We start from the raw sequence: 21,269 nt of genomic DNA, 5'->3' as shown, positions 1-21,269 counted from the left end.
GATGAACCGCGCCAAAAGGGTGCGACAAATTCATTTGAGCTTAACGGTAACTTTTCCAGCAAAGCTCCCTCGGAGGAGGAAGGCATGAGTACACGTATCAATCACAACATGTTGTCCCTGACTGCTCAACGCGCAGTGTGGACATCACAGAACGACCTGGACAGTGCGGTACAACGGTTGTCCAGCGGTCTGCGCATCAACTACGCGTGGGATGATCCCACCGGGTTGGGCATTAGCGAGCGTCTTCGCTCTTCGATCACGGGTATGGTCGAAGCGGAAAAGAACGCTTCTTATAATGTCAACATGCTCCAGACGGCTGAAGGCGCCTTGGCCGTAATCGACGAAAAGCTGGTGCGTATGCGCGCTATCGCCGTGCAGGCATCCAATGGTATTCTCACGACTCTTGACCGTCAGGTCGCGAACGTCGAATTCCAGCAGCTTAAGTCGGAAGTCAACCGCATCGCACAAACCGCCAACTACAATGGTTACTACCTGTTGGACGGTTCGCATGCGGCAAGTACGGAAAGCACGGACACGACGCAAGCTCTCGGTTACAATGCCGTGACCACGGCTGCCGATGGCGATGCGATCAAGTTCCACATCGGCGAGTCGAACCAACTCGGCCGCGATTATTACTACCTCAATCTTGGTGGTATGACCGCTTCCGATCTGGGTATCGACGGTTTGAACGTCGCGGACACGGCTTCGTCGCAGGCCGCGATTGATACGCTGATTGCAGCCATCAACTCGAAGGATACCGAACGTACCTTCATCGGTTCGATGGTCGAACGTCTGCAGAATACGATTCTGAATCTTAAGATTCAGCGCGAAAACGCCACGGCCTCCGAATCGCAAATTCGCGACGCGGACTTCGCGGAAGAAATGTCGAACTTCACCCGCGCTCAAATCCTGATGCAAACGGGTGTCTCGATGCTGTCGACCGCGAACGGCTTGCCGAACATCGTCGCGCAGCTCGTCGGATAAATCGGAAGGAATTCTCCCCAATTTCGTTCAGGCCGTTCGCGCCTTACCCGCGCGAACGGCCGGACAAGGGGTCCTTCCGGTGAAGTACCCCAACGTCCCGATCGATAGGGAGGAAAAATGTCTCAAGGATCAACTACGGTTTCTGGATTAGTCTCAGGTATTGACTGGGATTCGACTATCCAACAGCTCATGCAAATCGAGAGGCGGCGAGTTACCCTCTACGAAGACCGCAAGAGCGAAAATGAAACTAAGCTCAGTCTATGGGCTCAGATCCAAAGCAAGATTGCCGGGCTGCAAGGCGCCGCGCAGAATCTTGACAGAAGATCCGAATTTGTGGTCAAATCGGCATCCTCCTCCGATTCTTCCGTCGTAACGGTACAAGCTTCGTCAAGCGCTGCTCGCGGCTCGCATTCCGTGGAAGTACTTGCATTGGCCAAAGCTCATAGCATTGCGGCCCAAGGATTCGACGAGAAAAATTCTACCGGCGTCGGTGATAGCGGTGGTGACCTCATCATTCAGGTGGGGGATGAAACCATCACTATCGCCGACGCCGACTTTTCTTCCGCGACCACGCTCGAACAGCTTAAAAATCTGATCAACAATTCGAGCGACAACGAAGATCTCGTTACCGCCTCGATTCTCGATGACGGCTCGGACTCGGGTCGCTACAGACTTGTTCTGACGGCGAATAACCCCGGCCTCGACAATCAGATCAGCTTCGATGCAAATCCCACTGACCTGAACTTCAGCACCAGCGCCGTCGACTTGGCAGAAACCGGTGCTGGTTGGAGCGGCACATCGGCCATCACGTCCGGCGGTACCTACACCGGCGATGTCAACAAAAGCTATATCTTCACTGTGGTTTCCGGCGGAACCGTCGGCACGGACAATGTGGACATCGAGTGGACCGACAGTGCCGGCAATACCGGAAGTTTCACGATTGCGTCCGGTGACGCGGGAAATCCTATCGCCGTCGCCGACGGCGTGACGATGACCTTTGACGTCGGTGACCTTGTTGCGGGGGACTACTTCTCGACCGACGTGTTTGTCCCGACACTCACCGCCGCACAGGATGCCAATTTCAGAGTCGACGGTATTTATGTGTCTCAGTCGACCAATATCGTTGAAAATTTCATCGACGGTGTGACTCTCAATCTCTTGTCCGCGTCTCCCGGTGAAGATGTTACGGTTTCGATTGCTGACGATAAAGAAGCCATGAAAGACAAGGTTCGTGTCTTCGTCGAAACCTACAATTCGGTGATGCAAGACATCTCCACGTTCACGGCCTATGATGAAGACAGTGAATCCGCGGCGCCGCTTATCGGCGACGGCTTCTTGTCTTCGATTCGCAACGACCTGTCGTCGGTCGTACAGCAGCGGGTCGGCCAACTCCCCGACGGAAATGTCTTGTCCAGTCTCGCGGACTTGGGAATCTTGTCCGGCTCGCGAGGAGTGCTGACGATCAACGAAACCAAACTGTCCGATGCGCTGGATGATCGTTTCGAAGAAGTCGTCTCCCTCTTCACACAGTCTTTTGAAAGCGGTGACAACAAAATCGGTCTCGTCACGACGACGGAAGAGAGCCAAGGCGGAACCTACGATCTGATCGTCGATTACGACGCCAACGGTGCCCCCTTGTCCGCCACCATTAACGGTGTCGCCGCGACCATCGATGGCTACTTAATTCGCGGTGTCGACGGAACGGCCACCGAAGGAATCGTGCTGAGTTTCACGCCTCCCGGTAGCGGATCAGCCGGTCAAGTGAATACGACCTTCAGACTCGGCAAGGGTGTTTCCGAAATGGTTGCACAATCCACTTCCAGAATCCTGGACGACGAAAATGGCGAAATTCACTTCGCTCAACAGAGTCTCGAAACGCAAAACGAAAATCTCGACCGCCAAATCGCGTCATGGGAAGCACGCTTGACGTTGATTGAAGAACAGCTTCGTCGCCAATATTCGACGCTTGAGACGACGCTTAGCAAAATGAGAAATCAAAGCAATTACCTTGCAGGAGTGTTAGGATAATATGAAAGTCGCTCCGAACTTTTCGACTTACCGCACGATGGATGCGGCTTGCAGTACGCCGCAATTGGTTCTTATGCTTTGCGACGGTGCCATTCGCTACACCCGCGAAGCAGCAGACCATATGCATAACAACCGCTGGTCCGAAAAAGGTGCTGCAATTGAATCCGCAATCGAGTGCATCGGCGAATTGCGCAAGACGCTGAATGTCGCGGAAGCGACAGAAATTGTCAGGCAACTCGACCAGACCTATAGCTTTCTGTCCACAAAACTCATGATCGGCAATACTCGCCGTGACATTTCGCAACTGCTTCAGGTCGCTGATGCCCTGTCGCAAATTCGCTCTGGCTGGGCCGAGCTGTTCGACAAGCTCAAGACCGAAGGTGCCCTGCCCACCGCGACCATGGCTGGTGCCGCCCTTTAAGTCCGAGTGGCACAGCACTTGCTGAACGAAGTGATATAACATCCAAAAGGGATAAAATTGCCATGCGCATAGAAGGCCAAAGACCATACGGTTTGCCGCAACTGCCTCAAGATCCCAATGAGGTCGCGAAAGATAAAGCCCCCAAACTGCCTGAAAGCAAAGTCAATGCTGCTGGCGACGAATTTCAACTTTCGTCAAAACAGTCAGTTACAAGATCGCTCGTCCAAGACGAGCTGATTGCCCCTGCTGAAGAGGCGCTTTCTCCTGAGCGCGCTGCCGATATTCGTGCGAAAATCTCGTCCGGGTACTACTTGACCCCCAAGGCGGCAGAAGACACCGCTTCGGCCATCACGGGCTTTCACGGCTAAAGTCCGCAAAGGCCCAATAGCAGTCCTCTGACTGCCTAATTTCTTGTTTTTGGCCTTCTGCGAACACTTCATGTTTGAATTTGAGCCTCCGGAACACGTTTTCGGAGGCCTTTTTCATGGTATGAATGTTGCCCTATTTCAATCCGATAAGGTCGGTTTTTCACGAAACGTCGTAGCTTCACAACTTGCTGATTAATCCTCTACCGGCACCGCACGTCCTGATTATTGATGATGACCCGGATATCTCAAGCGTCCTCGCTTCGGCGTTGGATGCCGTCGGATGCAAGGTCTCCGTCGAGTCACGGTCGGAAAACGCGGAAACAGCTTGTCGCAAAGCCAATCCGGACATGATCCTCGTTGATATGATGATGCCGGGTCGAACGGGCATCGACCTCATCGGGCCGCTGCATGACATCGCGCCTGATGCCATCATCTGCATTACAACCGGAATGGGTGACCCCGCGCTCTTACAACGCTCGCTGAAATCCGGCGCGTGGAATGTGCTCTGCAAGCCCTATTCGTTGACTGAACTCACGGAACTCATCGATCTCGCTCTGCGCTTGTCGCAGTCGTTGCGTGAAGAAGCGGGAGCGGGGGTTGTGGAATCCCAAATTGAACAAGAATTTATGGGCGATCACAGACCCACTCCCGCAGACCTTGCAAGATTGATCGCCGTGGCCGCCGGAGCCGGTATCAGCAGCGACGTCGCGTACCGCAAACTTCCGCTCCTTGCGTCCGAATTACTTGACAATGCGTTCGAACACGGAGTTCATCAAGATCCAAACCGAAAGTACGGTGTCAAACTCAACGTCGATAATAACGACGTCGAAATGACGATCTGGGATTCGGGAGACAGCTTCGACGGTCGTACGGTCATTCGACAACAGGCGTATGCGGTCCCCAAAGGCAAACTGTCTGGACTCCAGCTCGCAAGTGCGCTTGCCGATGAGATCAAATTTGACAAGAATCCCAATTCGGTTACTTTGATTTGGCATGATAGCCGGGCGAAATCGGATGAAGGAAAGCACTGATGTTCATTCAGCCGAGACGAATTCCTAACTCGCACCGCGCTGGCGGTCTCGCCCACGTTTTGGTTGTGGCCGAATGCACAGAATTGCGTGCGCAGCTCGCGCAGGCGATTTCCGCGGTTGACGGCGTGGAAACAACCCACGCCGAGTCCGCACATAAGGCGATTTCGATAGTCCAGACCAGACTTCCCGACGTCGTGCTCGCGGATGTGGATCTGACTGACCTCGACGGTTTTAGATTGTGCAAGTTGCTCAAACTGCCCTTGACGTCGGGATCGGACCAAGTTCCGGTTGTTCTGATTTCAAATTCGTACCGCGACGTGCTGGCCGAACACGTCGCCCGCAAGGCGCAAGCCTTCGCATTCCTTAAGCTCCCCGGTGACGAGTCGATTGTCGGCAGAACCGTCGAGCTTGCCCTGCGCCGCTTGTTGCCGTCGGCCCAAGACCGCCAACTCCTCGCTCATAAGGGCAGTGTGCATGTCCTGAGCGAAAACGACTCGCTCGCGCACACAATCGTAACCGCGCTCGAATTGGACGATTGGAAGGTGCAGCGGTTTCGAACGGCCGATGAAATGCGCGTGGCCTGCGAGATTGCCGTTCCGAATGTCACGTTCATTGAGCCTGCCACGGACAAAATTGGTAATCTTGGCCTCCGAGAACTTGGACCGTGTACCGAGACTCCGGCGGTCATCGCGCTGCTCAAAAGGGTGGAACCCGAACTGCTCTTGCACTTGCTCGAAGAAGACGTTGATGACTACGTTGTTCTTCCTGCCGATTCGTCAAGGTTTGTCGAAGCCTGCCGCGAAGCCCGGCTCAAGTACAACTTCCGGGACATGCATCGCGAATTCGATTCGCAGCTTGTCAAACTCAAAGCGATTTCCGACTACCTCGAGCTTGTGATCGACAACTCGCACGAAGCGATTTTTACGTGCGATTTGAAAGGCAACGTCAAGCTCTGGAACAAGGGCGCAGAACGGGTCTACGGCTATACCGCGGCTGAAATTGTCGGCAAAAACGTCGACGAACATCTGGATCCGCCGGATTTTGCGCGCAAGTCTTCGAGTGTCCTAAGACTCCTGCGGCAGCGCGGATCGATGACGGATCCTGAAGTCATGCGCAGAAGAAAATCCGGTGAAGTCTTTCCCGTGTCCGCCACTTATACGCTGCTCAATGACCCGGATGGCAAAACACTCGGATTCTCGGTAATCGAACGCGACGTTACTACCGTCAAGGCGCTCGAAAACGAACGCATCAAGTCCGCAAGACTGCGCGCCATTACTCAGACTGCCGTGACGGCCAACGACCATATCAACACGCCGCTCGGTATTATTCTCGGCTATGCCCAGTTCCTTGAATTGAAGTTAGCCGGTTCCGATCCGCAGGACAAAAATGCGCTGGAAGTCATTCAGCAGCAGGTTCACAAGATAAAAGGCATTATGAACAAGTTGAAGCTCATCTCCGACCCGATCGTAAAAAACTATTCGATCGAAGGCGTTACGATGCTCGACTTGTCCAAATCCCAACTTTCCGACGAAGCGAACAATTAAACATATTATTGCCAAGGGGCACAAATGGAAACTCTGAAAAAGAAAGTTCTTGTCGTTGATGATGACGAAGTCATTCGTGATCTCCTGATCAACTTCTTGAAGTTCTCGGGATACGAAGGACTCGGCGCTCCAAACGGACAGAAGGCCTTGGAACAAGTTATTGCGGATGCTCCCGACATGATTATCACGGACATCCATATGCCTCTGATGAACGGATTCCAGCTCCTGCGTGCGGTCAAGAGAATTAATCCCGACTTGCCCGTTATCTTCATCACCGGCTTCGCCCATTTCCGCCGCTTCTTCGCGGACAAAACGGCTCGCGCCGACGGCTTCCTCGAAAAACCGTTCTCGCTTGAGTCCATTGACGGATTGGTCAAGAAGTACCTTTAGTAGGTCGGAACTTGATTTTCTCGGTCAGCTAAGCTATCTTCGATAGTGTTATGACTGACCGCGAAATCCTTATTGTCGATGATGACGCCGCCGCCCGTGAGGCCCTGGCAGCCGTGCTCTCCGAGCACGGCTTTACGGTGCATCAAACCGACAATGGTCAGAATGCACTTAAACTTCTGAATGCCCATCGCGGTGTTAGAGTCCTGCTGACGGACGTCAGATTGCCCGGAATGGACGGTATTGAACTCTTGGCCAAAGTCAGATTGGCTGATCCCGGAGTTCACGTCATTTTAGTTACGGCTTACGCGCAGAGGAACCTCGCCTTGCGCGCCCTTAAGCATGGCGCGGCGGATTTCCTGCCTAAACCTGTTAGCGCTGCGACGCTTATGAGAGTCGTCGAACGCTCTTTTTACCGCTCTCGCCTCGACAGCCTTGCCGCCATCGGGAAAGAAACCCTCGGCAGACTCAGAAGCAGTGCTATCCTTTGTTCAAATGACGGCACTGTCCTTTCGCTGTCCCCGAACGTCGCGGCGATGATGGGAAGCACTCCCGAGGAAATGACGGGCAAAAAAGTCTGGGAATCCACGCAGTGGCGTGAGATCGTGGAGCTTTTCAAGAACGATGTCGCGTGGCCGGTTACGATCCCGCGGCCCGAGCTTTCGCTGCAAGTTCAGCGGCTGCCGCTTGATCCGGCTTCAGATCAGGTTGTCCTGATCGTCACCGACATCACCAGCCTGCGGCAAGTACAGCGGGACCTGTTGGCCGTGACGCAAGACATCGAAGCCCGCGTCCAAGAGCGCACAAGATTCCTCGGTGAAGAAATTGAATTCAGTGACCGCTTGCTGGATACCGCTGATGTCTTGATTGCCTACGTAAATCCCGACGGCAGACTGGAACGGTGGAATAAATTCGCGGCCGATCTGACCGGGCTGACTCTCGATGAAGCGTCGACAAGTTTACGTGAGTTCATCGGGGACACGAGGTCACCGTTGCTCGAAATTTTTGACCCCTATTCCGAGCATGAAGTCACTGCCCGCATCGCGCCCTTTCCCGGTCCGGACGGAACTTCGCGCTTGCTGACGTGGAGCGCGCGCCGCTTCCGTGAATCGGCGGGACGGTTCGGAAGACTGATTATCGGTATGGACGTCACGGAACAAAAACAGCTTGAGTCCACGCTGCAGCACTACAACGCATATTTGGAAGACATCGTTCGTCAAAGGTCGCGCGAATTGAAAACCAAGAACGCTCAGCTTATTCATACCGCAAGGTTGGCCTCTCTCGGAGAAATGGTCGGTTCCATTGCCCATGAGATGAAGCAGCCGCTCAACGTGATTGCTATCACGTCGGACTTGATTAAGCTCTTGCGCAAAAACGGGAAGCTCTCTGACGAACTGCTGGAGAGCAATCTCGAAAAAATTCGTGCTACCGTCGAACGAATGGCAGAGACCATCAACCATTTGCGCGGTTTTACCCACGTTGATACGAACACCTTCAAACGGCTGGAGATTCACGAAGTCGTGGAAGGTGCGATTTCGTTGGTGGGAGAACAGATTCGACAGGAAGACCTTGAAATCAATGTCAATCTCAACGAAGGACTTCAGTCCTTTCGAGGAGATCGCAATCAGGTTGAGCAGGTGCTCATCAACCTCTTGGTCAATGCTCGCGATGCCGTACTCGACGCCGGAGAGGACGATTTGCCGCCGGAACGGAGAGTCATTGAAGTCAGGTCTGCGGAATCCGATAATGAAAACTGGATCGGAGTCGAAGTCGTAGACCACGGCGCGGGAATGCCTGCGGAAGTCGTTAGCCACATCTTCGAACCCTTCTTCACGACCAAAGATTCGTCGCGGGGAACGGGCTTAGGATTGTCAATATGCTTGAATATCGTCCGCTCCCACGGCGGCGACATTGAAGTCGAATCTACACCCGGACGCGGCAGTCTGTTTCGTGTGGTTCTGCCGGTTGATCTGGAAGCTGAATTGTCTCAAGAACGGCGTTGATTTTGGATGATTATCTGAGTCGTTTTACTGGGAGGTAGAATGGGCGCTGAATTAAGTTGGTTTGAACATTGGGATCGCGGAGTCTTTGGAATGGTGAACCAGATGTTTACCAGTTCTTTCTTTGACGCGATTATGCCGATGCTCTCCGATCGAACCCTCTGGCTTGTTCCGTTAGGGTTAATCTGGATCGTCTTCTTCTTTCGCACGTCGAGGCGCGGCCGAATTGTCGCGCTCTGCTGTTTTGTGGTCGTTGCCGCGACCGATCAACTCTCGTCGGCCGTGATTAAACCCACGGTGAAGCGGATTCGTCCCTGCAACGTCATTGCCCAAACGCACTACTACGATGAAGACAGGGATTTGTGGATATACACGGACAAGTTCGCGATGACGACCTACAAGTCGTCCTACAGCTTCCCGTCCAGCCATGCGGCCAACATGGCCGGGCAAGCAATCTACTGGAGTTACTTCTATCCGCAGATTAGCCCTGTCCTGATTGCCGGCGCACTTGCGGTCGGTTACAGCCGAGTCTATCTCGGATATCACTACCCGTCCGACGTCGCCGCGGGTTATTTGATCGGAATTCTCGTTGCGCTATTGGTCGCATGGCCGCTCAGAGTCTGGGTGCTGCCGGACGAATAGCCGTTCAAATTGAGTGAGCACAAAAAAGCCCTGCTTCGAAGAAGCAGGGCTTTAAATTTCAAAATTGTTTGCTTAGCGGAACATCGCCTTAATCGATCCCCACGTTTGCTGAACCGCTGAGAAGTTTAGGGATACTTCGATAATCTCAGTATAGCCAAACGTCCCGTCGTTGTTCAAAGTCTTCAAACGATAAAAGAATGACCGGCCGCGTTCATCGTCCAAAGGACTCTCGTCCGTGAAGCTGTATTCGGAAAATGAACCGCGCGCGCTAATCTGTCCAACCGGGAAGAAATTCGTGCCGTCCGGCGACCGCTCAACTACGAACTTCTGAAAGTCAATCTCTTGACCCGTTCGCCATTCGACTCGGGCATGATCACCCAACGGATAGACACTCAGGCTCAAGACTTCAACACCAGCCCAAGCAACCGAGGCCAATACGCCCGCCAAAATCAAAGATACCAGTACACGCTTCAAATTTGTCATCCCAATAGGTTCTTGCAATCGCTAAATAATACCAATCCAATGTCTAAGAGTCAAGATTGGTGTCCCTCCTCAATGAGTCGCAATACGGCCACGTCAATTTCTAAATCTTTTATTATATATACTTAGAAATATGCTTCGGTTCTCAATTTGCCAAAACGAGGCATTGTCCAACTAGCTGCAAACCCGGGGCCGTCAACAACTTACTCAAAAATCTATACCTAACCTACTAATTTCCCTATAATAAACCCAACCACGATGCCGATAATCAAAACAACTGTGAGGACTCTCGACTGTACTACGGACGAACCATGCCCCCGGCCCGCCAGGAATGCCGAGAAAAAGTACCCAGCCCCATTGACCAGCCAGACCAGTGGAATCGACAGTGCCTTCGCTAACAGAGGCCCCAGCCACGGAATCAATGCCAACAACCCGAGAAATCCTGCGAACGCTTGGGTAAAAATACCTACAAGTGCGGCCAAAGCTGCAACCAATGATGCGTCCCAACCGGCAAATATCCCGATTAGTATGATCAAGACCACAATCAGCAGACCAAGAATAGTCCGCCGGTAGGTTGCCCAAAATACTGCAAAACTTGGAATATACATGAAATCAAATCGAACTTGGAGAACCTTGGAATAAACCGCTCTTTCAAGGCAATGTCAAGCCCTGCTCCTTTTCACTGTCGGAATCTCGAAACCATAATGAAACAAGGGCTTGCGCGAATCTTTTTGGCCGGATGAGTTGCCCAACCCTATAAGAGTTTGTATATTGAGTAACCTATGCTTCGAGTGCCGACTGAGCACGCCACGCTCGCACCTCCCGTTTTTTTCGTCTCCGATGCCCATCTCGGTGCCGAGTCAGAGCCCATTGCCTCGACTCAACTCCTGAGATTGATTGCACTCATCCAAAAAGTCAGGCAGGAGCGAGGTGCCTTGGTAATTAATGGCGACCTCTTCGATTTCTGGTACGAGTGGCGGTCGGTTATTCCCAAAAAGTATTTCAAAATCCTGCGTGCGCTGCAAGAAGCCGTCGAAGACGGAGTTCCTGTTCATCTACTCGCGGGCAACCATGACTTTCGCCTCAAAGGATTTCTCGAATCGGAAATAGGCATGACTACTCATCAAGACGGACTTGCGTTGCAAATTGCAAATTCCAACGTGTTTGTCTTTCATGGTGATGGCGTGCTAAAGTCCGATTCCGGCTATAGATTGTTGAAACGTATTCTCCGCAACCCTATTGCGCAAAGGCTGTTTCTGTGGCTGCATCCAGATCTCGGCATGTTGCTTGCGCAAGGAACGTCGCAGCAAAGCCGGAATGCCACTAAAGGTAACCCAGCCGAAGACGCCGATTACCGTGATTTTGCCGAGCAAATGCTAAAAAACGGGTATGACGGCGTGGTTATGGGGCATGCCCATCGTCCCGCCGAAGAGCAAATCGCAAACGGCACCTACGTCAATCTTGGCGACTGGATCTACCATTATACGTACGCCGTGCACGATGGATCCGGTTTGCGGCTCCTGAAATGGGATGATCTTTCCGGAACCGCGCGATGATGACTTTTCTCAAGAGCACTTTCGCCCGCGTGGCGCTCACTATCGTCGCCCTGCTCTTTGCATTCACGATTGCCGGTTGGTCGGTTCTGAATTACTTGCGGGAGGGACTGCCAAGTGTCGAGGAGCTCGAAAACATCAATCCCGCTCTGTCGACCAAAATTCTCGACCGCAACGGAGTTCTGATCAAAGAACTCTTCACGCAGCGTCGCAGCTACGTCCCGCTGAGCGAGATTCCCAAACCGGTGATTGAGGCCTTCCTCGCCACCGAAGATCACAAGTTCTATGACCATTGGGGAATGCGGCCCGCCGCACTGATGCTCGCGATTGCCAAAGCTGTCGTTACGCTCGATTTTCACCCGCGAGGCGCGTCCACGATTACCCAGCAGCTCTCGAAAAATCTTTATTTCGGGCCGCAGCGCAAGCTGACCAGAAAATTGCGCGAGCTGTTGACCGCCGTCGAAATCGAGCGCTATTACTCCAAAGACGAAATCTTGGAGATGTACCTGACCCAAACCTATTTTGGCGCGGGTGCATATGGCATTGGCGCCGCCGCGGGAACGTACTTTTCCAAGTCTGCGTCCGAGTTGACCGTCGGAGAAGCGGCCGTCTTAGCCGCAATTCCAAAATCGCCGACGCGCTATAACCCGTTGCAATATCCGCAGAACAACTTGGTGCGGCGAAACCTCGTCTTTAACCGGCTGCAGTCGGTGGGTTACATCACAGAGGCTGAACGTGACAGCTTGGTCGAAACCCCGCTGCCGCTGCGTCCTTCGTCGGACCGCTCGCAGGAAGGTATCGCTCCGTACTTCACGGAAAATGTTCGGCAAGAGCTTAACCAGCTCGGCAAACGTCACGACTTCGATCCGTATCAAGACGGATTAACGGTCTATACCACTCTTGACGCGCGCTTGCAGGATTGCGCCGAACGTGCCGTCGCCAAAGTGATGCCCGAACTGCAGGACAAGGTCAACGAGATTCATACCGGTGACTTAAAACTACGGCTGAAAGAGATGTTTCCCGATTCTTCCACGGGTGCGATTCGCAAATTGGCCGGCGACAAAACGATCGCCGACTCAATCGCCGCTTCCGAGTTTCCCGTGCAAGTCGCTTTTGTCGCCTTGGATCCGGCCAACGGACATATTCTGGCTATGATCGGCGGACGCGATTTTGAAAAAAGCAAATTTAATCGCGCGACGCAAGCCGTTCGTCAACCCGGATCGTGTTTCAAGCCGTTCGTATACGCGTCTGCCATTGACAAAGGAATGCCGATTTCCGAGAAAGTCTCAAACGAGGAAATCGTCATTACCCTCGACAACGGGGACTTGTGGGCGCCTAAGAATTTCTCGAATCAATATGGCGGCGTCGTCGATTTGAGGCAAGCGTTGGCCAAGTCCCTGAACGTCGTCAGCGTGCGCCTCATTCGCGAACACACAACGCCCCGCGACGTCGCTGCTTTGGCAAAAAACTGTGGTATCACCACGAAGCTCGATCCCTACGACGCACTTGCGTTAGGCGCGTCCGGCGTCATTCCGCTGGATATCGTCGGTGCCTATCAAGTCTTTCAAACGCTCGGCATTTGGTCCAAACCAATTGCCGTTACCGGTCTCGATGACCAATTCGGTCAGACCATCGAGCAATTCCGTAACGAGCGCAAAGTCGTTATGTCTGAGGAAACGGCGTTCCTTGTGCAAAGCCTGATGCGCAGTGTCAGCGAATACGGGACGGCATCCTCACTCCGTTGGAAATATCATTTCGATGTTCCCACCGGCGGCAAAACCGGAACGACCAACGACAATACCGACGCGTGGTTCATCGGGTATACTCCAAACCTGCTTGCCGGTGTTTGGGTCGGATTGGATGACCCAGCCATGACCTTGGGACGGGGGCAGGAGGGAGGCAAGGCCGCATTGCCGATTTGGGCCGAATTTATGCTTGCCGCCTACGACACTATGGACTATCCCGAAACGGAGTTTCGTGTTCCGTCGGGAATTATCACGGCTGAAATTTGTGTAGAGTCGGGTGAACTGGCGACCGCTGGTTGCCCAGAAGTACGTATGGAATATTTTGCGGCCAAGTCCGAATTGCCCGAGCCCTGTACGCTCCATGGCACGTTCCGGACTCCGCGCGGACGAAGACAACATCTTTTCTAACATGAATATCAAAGCAAAACTGTTTCGGGAGAACAGTTCCATGTCACATATCCGTTCCACACAGCGCGGCGGGATTACGCTGTGGGCAACTGTCGCCGTCGTCGTGATTCTCGCGGCAATCCTGATCTTTCATTTCTTCTCGAGAATGCAGCCGGCAGAAGTCCGTTCGTTTCAAGAACTCGTCAATCGTGTCGAGAAGATCAACACTCAAATCTCCGAGCGCGAGCAGCAAATCTCCGGTTTGGTTTCTCGCTACAATGAGTCGCATCCCGACAACGAGATTGATACCACCGGCATGTCCGCAATGGGTTTGACTGAAGAACAGGCAAGACTCTTGGCCAATCGCGTCGCTCAAGAGAAAGATCTGTCGTATCGAGGCCTGTTGCAGGAAGTCATCGACGTGACTGGTGAACTCGATAAGCTGCGCACCGAACTCGGCGAAGTAAAGTCGAGACTCCGTCCTCCCATAGTCGCGCAAAAGGGTGATACGCATATCGGAGTCTGTCTGAAATTCCTGACCGAAGACATCGGCCTGAACGAAGAAGATGCCTTAAAACTTATCGAAAAAGAAGCGATGGTGCCCGAGCTGTTGCCCGGCTTTGAAGTTTGGAATTACTATGGTGAAGGCGTGTTCGGCACGTTCGTGACTCAGGGTGAAGCTCGCATCACTCCCAATGAGTTGGCCCGCGCGACCAAACGCAAAATCGACGCGGAACGCCAAACCCTCATCCAAGAGCGAAATCAAAAACAGTCCGAAGTGGATGATCTTGAATCCCGCAAGAACGAGCTGCAGCAGCAGATTCGTTCGCTCGAAGAAGAGCGTGCTGCGATGCTCGATCAGGTCACCGCGATGGCCAGCACCAACGACAGTCTCGCGCAAGAACTTAATTCGCTGAAATACCACATCGGCACGTTCCGCGATCTGGAACGCAGCGGTGCAATTAGAAAACCGGCTTTCGGCAAATGGAACACCGGCGATATCGATGCCGTGGATCACACAGGTTCGCTCGATCTGCGCAGCAGCACGCGTATCGTCATCAATGCTTCGTCGCTTGGTCTCGACAAAGTCGACAAAATCTTGGTCTTCCCGCGCTACTTCAAGGAAGACGGAGACTATCACGTCGAACTCTCATCCGACCGCAAGTCCGCAACGCTCGTCCTTGAAAAACCGACGAAGTTTAATCTCTCAAGATTGGTAATAGCCGTCGGTTGATCTTTCTGTTCAAATCAAAAAGAAAGAGACCGCTTCGTGCGGTCTCTTCTCTTATCTGAATAATCCTTGCCCAGACCTTCGCTGTCGCCACCATAAATAAAAGACTACGAGCGTGAACAATACGTTGGGTGCCCACATTGCCGACGCGGGGCTGACCGATCCTCTGTCGGCCAAGTCTTCGCCCGCGATCAGAAACACCCAATAGATCAAGAAGAAGGCCATGCTGTATCCCGCCGATACTCCTATTCCCGAACGGCGGACCATCTGGCCCAACAGTCCGCCCAGTGCCGCGAATATCAGGCAGGCGGCGGGTATGGAAAACTTCTTGTGAATCTCCACCCACAACCGCAAAATATTCTTTTCGTTTTGTTCAGGATTGCGTTCCTTGTAGCTCTGAATCCGGTCCAAAAGCTGCGCGACGTTCATTTCACGGTCGCCGCGCCATTTGCTGCTGGTTCTTCGCAAAGACATGTCCGGCGCGTGAATTCTGAAAATCGCGCTCTCAAAAGCAATCCGGTGATGTTCGCCCGGTCGCGCGCGATCCGAGCGCAAAATCTCTCCGTCATACAGCGTAAACTCGAAGCCTTCAAACCACTCTTCGTACTTCAACTTGCCCCGGTCGGCAATCACCGTCCCTGCAAAGCGGGGATCGTCGTCTTCATAGACCACGACGTCGCTGATTTCAGAAGTCTCGTTGTTGACGTGACGAGAGTACAGTACATGGCCCGGAATATCCGTCAAAAACACCCCCGGCTCCAGAATCATCGCGGGTTTCAAGCGGCGAATGTCTGTCTGCAATTGCCGGGAACGGTAGTTCAAGTCTGGCAGGACAAAGTTATTGAAGTAAGCTAATCCAGCCGCCGCGATAACTCCGAACAGCACGGCCGGCATGATCATTTGCCGCGGTCCCACGCCCGAAGACCGGAGTGCCGTCACTTCGTTATCCGAAGAAAGTCGTCCGTAGGCCGACAGCACAGCCACCAGTACGGCCATCGGCACGGCCAGCGCGATCATCCATGCCAAATTCAGCCCGAAAAACTCCAGCACGGTCAACAGCGGCAAGCCCTTGCCTACAATCCGGCCCAGCATCGTGAACACCAGATTCAGGACAAACAGAAAGACGATCAGCGACAGGCTGAAGAAAAACGGCGGGATGAACTCCCGGGTCAGGTAGCGGAAGAGAGTCATTTCAGGCGATATTTTGTCCGCAAGTTAAGAAAATTAAAGAACATTTCCCAATCCCCGCCCTTGCTTTTTTCGCCGAAATCGGATATACTTGCTGTTTCGGGGACGGACTGCCCTCCGCCCGGAGGACTAGACCTAATTGGTAAGGCAGCGGTCTTGAAAACCGCCGGGCGAAAGCCCTTGGGAGTTCGAGTCTCCCGTCCTCCGCAACTATTTGATTTATAGCGCTCTAAATGAGCGCAACGTCCGACCGGAGAGGTGGCCGAGTGGCTTAAGGCGGCGGTTTGCTAAACCGTTGTATGGTGTAAAGCCGTACCGGGGGTTCGAATCCCCCCCTCTCCGCAAAAGTGTTTGGGTCTGGTCATGGATTCTCAAGACATGAAATCTCCGATCTCCCATCTGATTCGTTCGCTCGTCATCGCCGCGAACATCCTGTTCATCCTCTGGATTCTCTTCAACGGCATGAACGAGAATTGGAGTGGAACTCCAGTCGAAAAAGTCTCCTATTCCAGTTTAGTTGTGCTCTTGATTCTGAATGCCTATCTGCTGTCGCGCAGAAGGCGCTCAGAGTGAAAAACATTCGCTAATGCCCGCCTATTTCACCAACGACTTCCTGAAATTCTTCCGCGCGCTCGCCAAGAATAACAATACGGCTTGGTTTCATGAGCACAAGGAAGAATACGAAGCCGCGGTCAAGGAGCCGCTGATTCATTTCGCGGCCGATCTGATTGCCAAGGCGCAGAAAGACGATCCCGCGATTGCCATCGGTCCCAAGGAAGCGATCATGCGCATCAACCGCGACATTCGCTTCGCCAAAGACAAGAGCCCGTACAACACCTATGCCGCGCTGATTATCTCGCGCGCGGGCCGTGTCGACAAAGGCGTGCCCGGGATGCTAATCCGCTTAGGCGGCGACAAACTCGGCATCTTCGGCGGATCTCATTGCCCCGATACTAAGCCGCGCGATCTGATCCGCGCCGCTATCGCCAAAAACCCGCGCGAGTTTAAGAAATTGATTTCCGCCGTGCCGTTCAAAAAACACTTCGGCGGCATGGTCACCGACGAGATTTCGAAAAAGCTGCCCCCCGAGTTTCAGGCCGCAGCCGAAATCTGCCCCGAAATTGCGCACAAGTCGTTCCACTATTTTGTGGAGTATCCGGCGAAGGAAATCACGTCGCCCGACTTGTTGAAAAGTGTTTACGCGCATTGGAAAGCTTCGCTTCCTGTTGTCATGTTCTTGGTCGAAGCGTTTGCAGATAAGCCTGCGAAAAAATCCGCGCGCGCCCGGTAGGTCTTGGCACGCATGAGTCTTCCGCGGCTGTTGCTGCATCTCGAGGGACTGGCCGTACTCGCCGCAAGTCTCTTTGCGTATCAAAAGCTCGGTGCGTCGTGGAGCTTCTTCGCGCTGTTGTTCCTATCGCCCGATCTGTTTATGCTGGGCTATTTGATCAACAAACGGGTTGGTGCCGCGTTTTACAATGTCATTCACACGTATGCCGTAGCTCTGGGAATTGCGGCGCTCGGGTTGCTTACGGGCAATTCAAGTGTACTCGCTGTCGGCATAATCGTTTGTGCGCACATCGGTTTCGACCGTCTGCTCGGGTTTGGCCTTAAGTATCCGACGGAGTTTCGTGATACACACCTTCAAAAAGTTTAGTCCAGTTCCGCTTTTGCAGCTTCGCAAAAGCACTCGTCTGTCCTGTTTTATCCCCTGCTCCCGTCGGTGAAGGGGACTTTTTGTTCTAATCGGATTCTATCGTGATCGTCACTTCGGACACCGTCAATCCCGTCGCCCGCCGCCGAGCCCTCATTCGCATCTTGGTTGCGATTGTGCTCATGCTCGCGGCCATCGCAATGGGTGTGCTGTCGTGGCTTCGTGATGAATCTGCCGTGCTGATCGTCACCTCCGCTCCCAAAGGTGCCGAAGTTGTTCTGAATTTCCGTCCGTCGGGTGTAATGACCAATGCGTACATCTCCGACCTGCCTGCCGATTCGTTCGCAGTCTCGTTGCGGCAAGACGGGTTTCGACCCTTTCCCTTCGTCCAGTGGATCCGCTTGCAATCCGGTGATACCACACGCGTCAACTTCTTTATGCGTCCCATTGCTCGCGGGGATGAACGCGAATTGCCGCGAGCCGACGGCGCTCCGCACAAGTGGCAATGGAAAACCGTCGCCATCAACTCTGATCCGCCCGGAGCAGAAGTGATTATCGACGACGTCCCCACCGGGTTGCTGACACCTGCGAACTTCGTTTTCGATCGCGGTCTGCATCACTTGCAAGCCAACTGGCCAAACGGTGCAAAATCCTTCAAGAATGTCATCATCGAACCGTCGACAACCCAGCCCAATATTCTTTTCCGCCCGGCAACTTACATTCAACCTGACAAATGAGCCGTAGAGAGTTAACTCGCATTGAACCTCGCAGCGCCGTTCGCGTGGGCTTCTTCTTAGGCCTGCTTTTCGGCGTGTTGTTCGGTCTCTACAGCGCGTTTCTCTTGAAAGGTATGGGCAACGAAGGACTGCAAATGTTTGGCGCGTCGGAAGCCGCGGAGCTCAAGGCTCTCGGCGGCGTTTCCACGGTGCTCATGGCCGTGATCATGGGGCTGATGGGTGCGCTTTTCTATTCTCTCGTCAGCGGTTTGGTCGCTATCGTCTACAATCTTGCCGCGCGTTGGTTTGGCGGAGTCGAGTACCACGTGCAGGACATCGAAGACGACGCGGAAAATTCGATGTTTGTTTCGGGACACGATGATGAATGAGACCCGCGTAAGATTCGCTCCCAGTCCCACGGGTTACCTGCACGTGGGCGGAGCGCGCACCGCTATTTTTAACTGGCTCTATGCACGCTCCGTCGGCGGCACGTTCGTCGTCAGGATCGAAGATACCGACCCGCAGAGGTCTCGCGGCGAGCTCGCGCAAATTATTCTCGACGGACTCGCGTGGCTCGGTTTGCATTCGGACGAAGAAATAGTCTACCAGTCTGACCACAAAGATCGTTTTGTCGAGGTCGCACACGAACTTGTCAAACGCGGCCGCGCCTACTACGATTTTACGTCGATAGAAGAACTCGAGCGGTTGCGCGCGGAGTCTCAGTCTCGCGGAGAGCCGTCCTTCCGTTTCAAAGCCGATCTCGAAAAAGTCCGCGCCGAAGCTCCCGAACGTCTGAATCGCGGTGAACCCTACGCCGTTCGTTTCGCCGCTCCGCCGGACGATATCGGTTGGCATGATCTTGTCCACGGTGACGTGAACTACAAAGGTGACGAACTCGAAGACTTCGTCCTCTTGCGTTCAGACGGGTCGCCGACGTATCATCTTTCGGTAGTCTGCGATGATCACGACATGCGCATCTCCCATATCCTGCGCGGCGACGATCATATCAGCAACACTCCCAAGCAAATCGCGCTCTACCGTGCGATGGAGTGGGAGGTTCCGCGGTTCGGCCACGTCCCGCTCATTCTCGGTCCCGACAAAAAACGGTTGTCGAAGAGAACCGGCGCCGCCTCCGTGGGTGAATTCCAATCGAAGGGATTTCTGCCGCAGGCACTTTTCAATTTCCTGACTTTGCTCGGATGGTCTCCCGGAAAAGGCGACCGCGAAATATTTTTGGTCGAAGAACTCGTCGAGGTCTTTTCAACCGACGGTATCCAGCCGAAGAGCGCGGTCTTCGATGAACAAAAATTGGAGTGGATGAACGGCGAACACTTGCGCGCGCTGCCGGACGAAGACGCGATTGGGTATTTGCTCGAGCATGCCGACGGTCGCGATGTCGACGCGACGATGCTCATGAATATCTGGCCTCTCGCCAAGTCGCGTGTCCGCTTGCCCAAGGACCTCTTTGAAGACCAGGCTTACCTGTTTGAAGATCCGCAGGAATACGATCCGAAAGGAATTGAAAAACACCTGTCGAATCCGGAGATTCTTGATCACCTTAGGAACTATCTGTCCGACGTCGAGCGCGGTAATTTTGACCCTGAATCTCTCGAAGCGGTCCTGCGCCAGCGAGCCGAAAGTGCGGGTATCAAAGCCGGACAACTCATTCATCCCGTGCGCCTTGGACTCACAGGAAAAACGGTCAGCCCCGGTCTCTTTGAAATGATGGAAGCGCTCGGCCGCGATACGGTCGTTCGCAGACTTAACCGGCTGCTAAGTCAGCAGCAAGCCTCGTGACTCTGCTCGATCGCTATATTTTCTCCGCGTTCGCGCGGAGTTTTTTCTTTGCAATGGTGGCGGCGGCAGTCATTTTTGTGACGATTGACTTGGTCGAGCATCTCGATAAATTCGTCGACGCGCACGTCAGCTATCAACTTGTCGTGCGCTACTATGCGCTCTACATTCCCTTCATCATCTACCTGACCATCCCCGTCGGCGTTCTGCTTGCCACGCTCTTCACCATCGGCGGCTTCGTCTATCGAAATGAATTGACGGCGATGCAGGCTTCAGGAGTGAGTCTCTGGCGTATTCTTTTCCTCATGCTCTTGGCTGCCGCGCCGCTCGCTGCTTCAGTCTGGTTTCTCGGCGAAGACGTCGTCCCCGGGTACAACTTCGAACGAAAAGAACTCTATCGCGTCGAAGTTCGCGGAGGCAAAGGGTCGGTCTCTTCGAGACAAGGACGTATCTACTTACAAACGTCCCCGTCGGAATTTCTCAAAATGGAGAGCTACGTTCCGGCCACGACAACCGGCTACCGCGTTCAACTCCAATCCGTTCAGGATGGCCACGTCGCGTCGCGGTTCGAGGCGGACAGCCTCTACTACAAAGACAGTACGTGGGTTTTTGCCGACGTCCGAGAAACGCAATTCCACGACCGAAACGTCACCATGTCGCAGCGGGATACGTTGCGCCGCTCCGATTTTCAATTTACTCCCGACGACCTCATTCGGCTGAACATTGAGCCCGAAGAGATGAGCTACAAAGACATTCGCAGTCTCGTCGGCAGATTGCAGGCTGCGGGTATTCGCGCCGCGCGCTGGTCCGTGGATTTGGCGTTCAAATTCTCCCAGCCCTTCGCGACCTTCATCATTGTTCTCTTCGGTGTGCCGTTCGCCGCGTTTCGCCGCCGCGGAGGACTTGTCTTAGGGTTCGGACTTTCGCTTCTTGTCTGTTTTGTGTACTTCGGATTTCAGCAAGTCGGAAAGATCCTCGGCTATGGCGGAGAGCTCTCTCCGTTGTGGGCCGCGTGGATCGGCAACGCAGTCTTTGGAGTGTTCGGACTCCTGCTCGTCTGGCGGGCGCCGAAATAGTAGACAACTTCCTGCAATAAGAAGGGCCGCACAGAATTGT

At 53.6% G+C, this 21,269-nt stretch carries 22 protein-coding genes and 2 tRNA genes; 21 read left to right on the top strand and 3 right to left on the bottom strand.

Features of this window, described 5'->3' with window-relative positions; genetic code table 11:
- Positions 1-84: 84 nt before the first annotated feature.
- From H6507_06725 to H6507_06685, 9 genes are all read left to right on the top strand, one after another.
- Entirely contained in the window at positions 85-984 is a 900-nt protein-coding gene (locus H6507_06725; protein ID MCB9368779.1) for a flagellin, read from the top strand.
- 117 nt (positions 985-1,101) lie between these two features.
- Positions 1,102-3,012, top strand: a complete 1,911-nt coding sequence (fliD, locus tag H6507_06720) for a flagellar filament capping protein FliD (GenBank protein MCB9368778.1) — start codon at positions 1,102-1,104, stop codon at positions 3,010-3,012.
- A gap of 1 nt (position 3,013) precedes the next feature.
- On the top strand, positions 3,014-3,433 hold the full coding sequence (gene fliS, locus H6507_06715; GenBank protein ID MCB9368777.1) for a flagellar export chaperone FliS: 420 nt from the start codon (positions 3,014-3,016) through the stop codon (positions 3,431-3,433).
- A gap of 62 nt (positions 3,434-3,495) precedes the next feature.
- Positions 3,496-3,801: a hypothetical protein gene (locus H6507_06710; protein ID MCB9368776.1), complete on the top strand. Its 306-nt coding sequence runs from the start codon at positions 3,496-3,498 to the stop codon at positions 3,799-3,801.
- Positions 3,802-3,986: 185 nt separating this feature from the next.
- Positions 3,987-4,832, top strand: a complete 846-nt coding sequence (locus H6507_06705) for a response regulator (protein MCB9368775.1) — start codon at positions 3,987-3,989, stop codon at positions 4,830-4,832.
- Positions 4,832-6,376: a PAS domain S-box protein gene (locus H6507_06700; GenBank protein ID MCB9368774.1), complete on the top strand. Its 1,545-nt coding sequence runs from the start codon at positions 4,832-4,834 to the stop codon at positions 6,374-6,376. Before H6507_06705 ends, H6507_06700 begins: the two co-directional genes overlap by 1 nt.
- A 24-nt stretch (positions 6,377-6,400) precedes the next feature.
- Complete coding sequence (locus H6507_06695; protein ID MCB9368773.1) at positions 6,401-6,766, top strand: response regulator; 366 nt, start codon at positions 6,401-6,403, stop codon at positions 6,764-6,766.
- Positions 6,767-6,816: 50 nt separating this feature from the next.
- Entirely contained in the window at positions 6,817-8,766 is a 1,950-nt protein-coding gene (locus H6507_06690; GenBank protein MCB9368772.1) for a response regulator, read from the top strand.
- A gap of 39 nt (positions 8,767-8,805) precedes the next feature.
- Positions 8,806-9,405 (top strand): phosphatase PAP2 family protein, encoded by a 600-nt coding sequence (locus H6507_06685; protein MCB9368771.1) that lies wholly within the window; start codon positions 8,806-8,808, stop codon positions 9,403-9,405.
- Positions 9,406-9,477: 72 nt separating this feature from the next.
- Here the strand turns inward: H6507_06685 and H6507_06680 are convergent, their stop codons facing one another.
- Both H6507_06680 and H6507_06675 read right to left on the bottom strand, forming a co-directional pair.
- Positions 9,478-9,879, bottom strand: coding sequence for a hypothetical protein (locus H6507_06680; GenBank protein ID MCB9368770.1), 402 nt, complete (start codon positions 9,877-9,879; stop codon positions 9,478-9,480).
- 227 nt (positions 9,880-10,106) lie between these two features.
- The gene (locus H6507_06675; protein MCB9368769.1) at positions 10,107-10,493 is read right to left on the bottom strand and encodes a hypothetical protein; all 387 of its coding nucleotides are present in this window, start codon (positions 10,491-10,493) and stop codon (positions 10,107-10,109) included.
- A gap of 174 nt (positions 10,494-10,667) precedes the next feature.
- Between H6507_06675 and H6507_06670 the strand changes: the two genes are divergently transcribed.
- From H6507_06670 to H6507_06660, 3 genes are read left to right on the top strand one after another with little or no spacing between them, the layout of a single operon-like run.
- The gene (locus tag H6507_06670; protein ID MCB9368768.1) at positions 10,668-11,441 is read left to right on the top strand and encodes a UDP-2,3-diacylglucosamine diphosphatase; all 774 of its coding nucleotides are present in this window, start codon (positions 10,668-10,670) and stop codon (positions 11,439-11,441) included.
- Positions 11,438-13,591, top strand: coding sequence for a PBP1A family penicillin-binding protein (locus H6507_06665; protein MCB9368767.1), 2,154 nt, complete (start codon positions 11,438-11,440; stop codon positions 13,589-13,591). The genes H6507_06670 and H6507_06665 overlap by 4 nt, the downstream gene beginning before the upstream one ends.
- Positions 13,592-13,631: 40 nt before the next feature.
- A complete protein-coding gene (locus tag H6507_06660; GenBank protein MCB9368766.1) occupies positions 13,632-14,804 on the top strand; it encodes a hypothetical protein in 1,173 nt (390 codons plus the stop codon).
- 51 nt (positions 14,805-14,855) lie between these two features.
- Here H6507_06660 and H6507_06655 read toward each other — a convergent pair whose 3' ends face one another.
- The gene (locus H6507_06655) at positions 14,856-15,992 is read right to left on the bottom strand and encodes an LptF/LptG family permease (GenBank protein ID MCB9368765.1); all 1,137 of its coding nucleotides are present in this window, start codon (positions 15,990-15,992) and stop codon (positions 14,856-14,858) included.
- 120 nt (positions 15,993-16,112) lie between these two features.
- Between H6507_06655 and H6507_06650 the strand changes: the two genes are divergently transcribed.
- The 9 genes from H6507_06650 to H6507_06610 all read left to right on the top strand — a co-directional run bounded on the left by H6507_06650 (position 16,113) and on the right by H6507_06610 (position 21,229).
- A tRNA-Ser gene (locus H6507_06650) sits at positions 16,113-16,196 on the top strand.
- Between the two features lie 45 nt (positions 16,197-16,241).
- Positions 16,242-16,331 (top strand) — tRNA-Ser (locus tag H6507_06645).
- A 36-nt stretch (positions 16,332-16,367) separates the two neighbouring features.
- Positions 16,368-16,562, top strand: a complete 195-nt coding sequence (locus H6507_06640; protein ID MCB9368764.1) for a hypothetical protein — start codon at positions 16,368-16,370, stop codon at positions 16,560-16,562.
- A gap of 13 nt (positions 16,563-16,575) precedes the next feature.
- Positions 16,576-17,280 carry a DUF2461 domain-containing protein gene (locus H6507_06635; GenBank protein MCB9368763.1) on the top strand — a complete coding sequence of 235 codons (705 nt, stop codon included), beginning with the start codon at positions 16,576-16,578 and terminating at the stop codon, positions 17,278-17,280.
- Between the two features lie 12 nt (positions 17,281-17,292).
- On the top strand, positions 17,293-17,646 hold the full coding sequence (locus H6507_06630; GenBank protein MCB9368762.1) for a DUF4260 domain-containing protein: 354 nt from the start codon (positions 17,293-17,295) through the stop codon (positions 17,644-17,646).
- A gap of 101 nt (positions 17,647-17,747) precedes the next feature.
- Positions 17,748-18,380, top strand: coding sequence for a PEGA domain-containing protein (locus tag H6507_06625; protein ID MCB9368761.1), 633 nt, complete (start codon positions 17,748-17,750; stop codon positions 18,378-18,380).
- The gene (locus H6507_06620; protein MCB9368760.1) at positions 18,377-18,748 is read left to right on the top strand and encodes a DUF3566 domain-containing protein; all 372 of its coding nucleotides are present in this window, start codon (positions 18,377-18,379) and stop codon (positions 18,746-18,748) included. The genes H6507_06625 and H6507_06620 overlap by 4 nt, the downstream gene beginning before the upstream one ends.
- Positions 18,741-20,156: a glutamate--tRNA ligase gene (locus H6507_06615; GenBank protein ID MCB9368759.1), complete on the top strand. Its 1,416-nt coding sequence runs from the start codon at positions 18,741-18,743 to the stop codon at positions 20,154-20,156. Before H6507_06620 ends, H6507_06615 begins: the two co-directional genes overlap by 8 nt.
- Positions 20,153-21,229, top strand: a complete 1,077-nt coding sequence (locus H6507_06610; protein ID MCB9368758.1) for an LptF/LptG family permease — start codon at positions 20,153-20,155, stop codon at positions 21,227-21,229. Before H6507_06615 ends, H6507_06610 begins: the two co-directional genes overlap by 4 nt.
- The last annotated feature ends 40 nt before the right edge of the window (positions 21,230-21,269 follow it).

This window comes from Calditrichota bacterium, from assembly GCA_020637445.1.
GTDB lineage: Bacteria > Electryoneota > RPQS01 > RPQS01 > RPQS01 > JABWCQ01.
Note: the sequence above shows the minus strand (reverse complement) of the source record. Positions and strands in the feature narration are given on the sequence as shown.

What these genes read in the sequence shown, in the direction of transcription:
- H6507_06665 (MCB9368767.1), top strand. Translation starts at nt 11,438, where the DNA reads ATGATGACTTTTCTCAAGAGCACTTTCGCCCGCGTGGCGCTCACTATC.
- H6507_06690 (MCB9368772.1), top strand. Translation starts at nt 6,817, where the DNA reads ATGACTGACCGCGAAATCCTTATTGTCGATGATGACGCCGCCGCCCGT.
- H6507_06725 (MCB9368779.1), top strand. Translation starts at nt 85, where the DNA reads ATGAGTACACGTATCAATCACAACATGTTGTCCCTGACTGCTCAACGC.
- H6507_06640 (MCB9368764.1), top strand. Translation starts at nt 16,368, where the DNA reads ATGAAATCTCCGATCTCCCATCTGATTCGTTCGCTCGTCATCGCCGCG.
- H6507_06695 (MCB9368773.1), top strand. Translation starts at nt 6,401, where the DNA reads ATGGAAACTCTGAAAAAGAAAGTTCTTGTCGTTGATGATGACGAAGTC.
- H6507_06700 (MCB9368774.1), top strand. Translation starts at nt 4,832, where the DNA reads ATGTTCATTCAGCCGAGACGAATTCCTAACTCGCACCGCGCTGGCGGT.
- H6507_06660 (MCB9368766.1), top strand. Translation starts at nt 13,632, where the DNA reads ATGTCACATATCCGTTCCACACAGCGCGGCGGGATTACGCTGTGGGCA.
- fliS (MCB9368777.1), top strand. Translation starts at nt 3,014, where the DNA reads ATGAAAGTCGCTCCGAACTTTTCGACTTACCGCACGATGGATGCGGCT.
- H6507_06620 (MCB9368760.1), top strand. Translation starts at nt 18,377, where the DNA reads ATGAGCCGTAGAGAGTTAACTCGCATTGAACCTCGCAGCGCCGTTCGC.
- H6507_06685 (MCB9368771.1), top strand. Translation starts at nt 8,806, where the DNA reads ATGGGCGCTGAATTAAGTTGGTTTGAACATTGGGATCGCGGAGTCTTT.
- H6507_06615 (MCB9368759.1), top strand. Translation starts at nt 18,741, where the DNA reads ATGAATGAGACCCGCGTAAGATTCGCTCCCAGTCCCACGGGTTACCTG.
- H6507_06670 (MCB9368768.1), top strand. Translation starts at nt 10,668, where the DNA reads ATGCTTCGAGTGCCGACTGAGCACGCCACGCTCGCACCTCCCGTTTTT.
- fliD (MCB9368778.1), top strand. Translation starts at nt 1,102, where the DNA reads ATGTCTCAAGGATCAACTACGGTTTCTGGATTAGTCTCAGGTATTGAC.
- H6507_06635 (MCB9368763.1), top strand. Translation starts at nt 16,576, where the DNA reads ATGCCCGCCTATTTCACCAACGACTTCCTGAAATTCTTCCGCGCGCTC.
- H6507_06675 (MCB9368769.1), bottom strand. Translation starts at nt 10,493, where the DNA reads ATGTATATTCCAAGTTTTGCAGTATTTTGGGCAACCTACCGGCGGACT.
- H6507_06630 (MCB9368762.1), top strand. Translation starts at nt 17,293, where the DNA reads ATGAGTCTTCCGCGGCTGTTGCTGCATCTCGAGGGACTGGCCGTACTC.
- H6507_06655 (MCB9368765.1), bottom strand. Translation starts at nt 15,992, where the DNA reads ATGACTCTCTTCCGCTACCTGACCCGGGAGTTCATCCCGCCGTTTTTC.
- H6507_06710 (MCB9368776.1), top strand. Translation starts at nt 3,496, where the DNA reads ATGCGCATAGAAGGCCAAAGACCATACGGTTTGCCGCAACTGCCTCAA.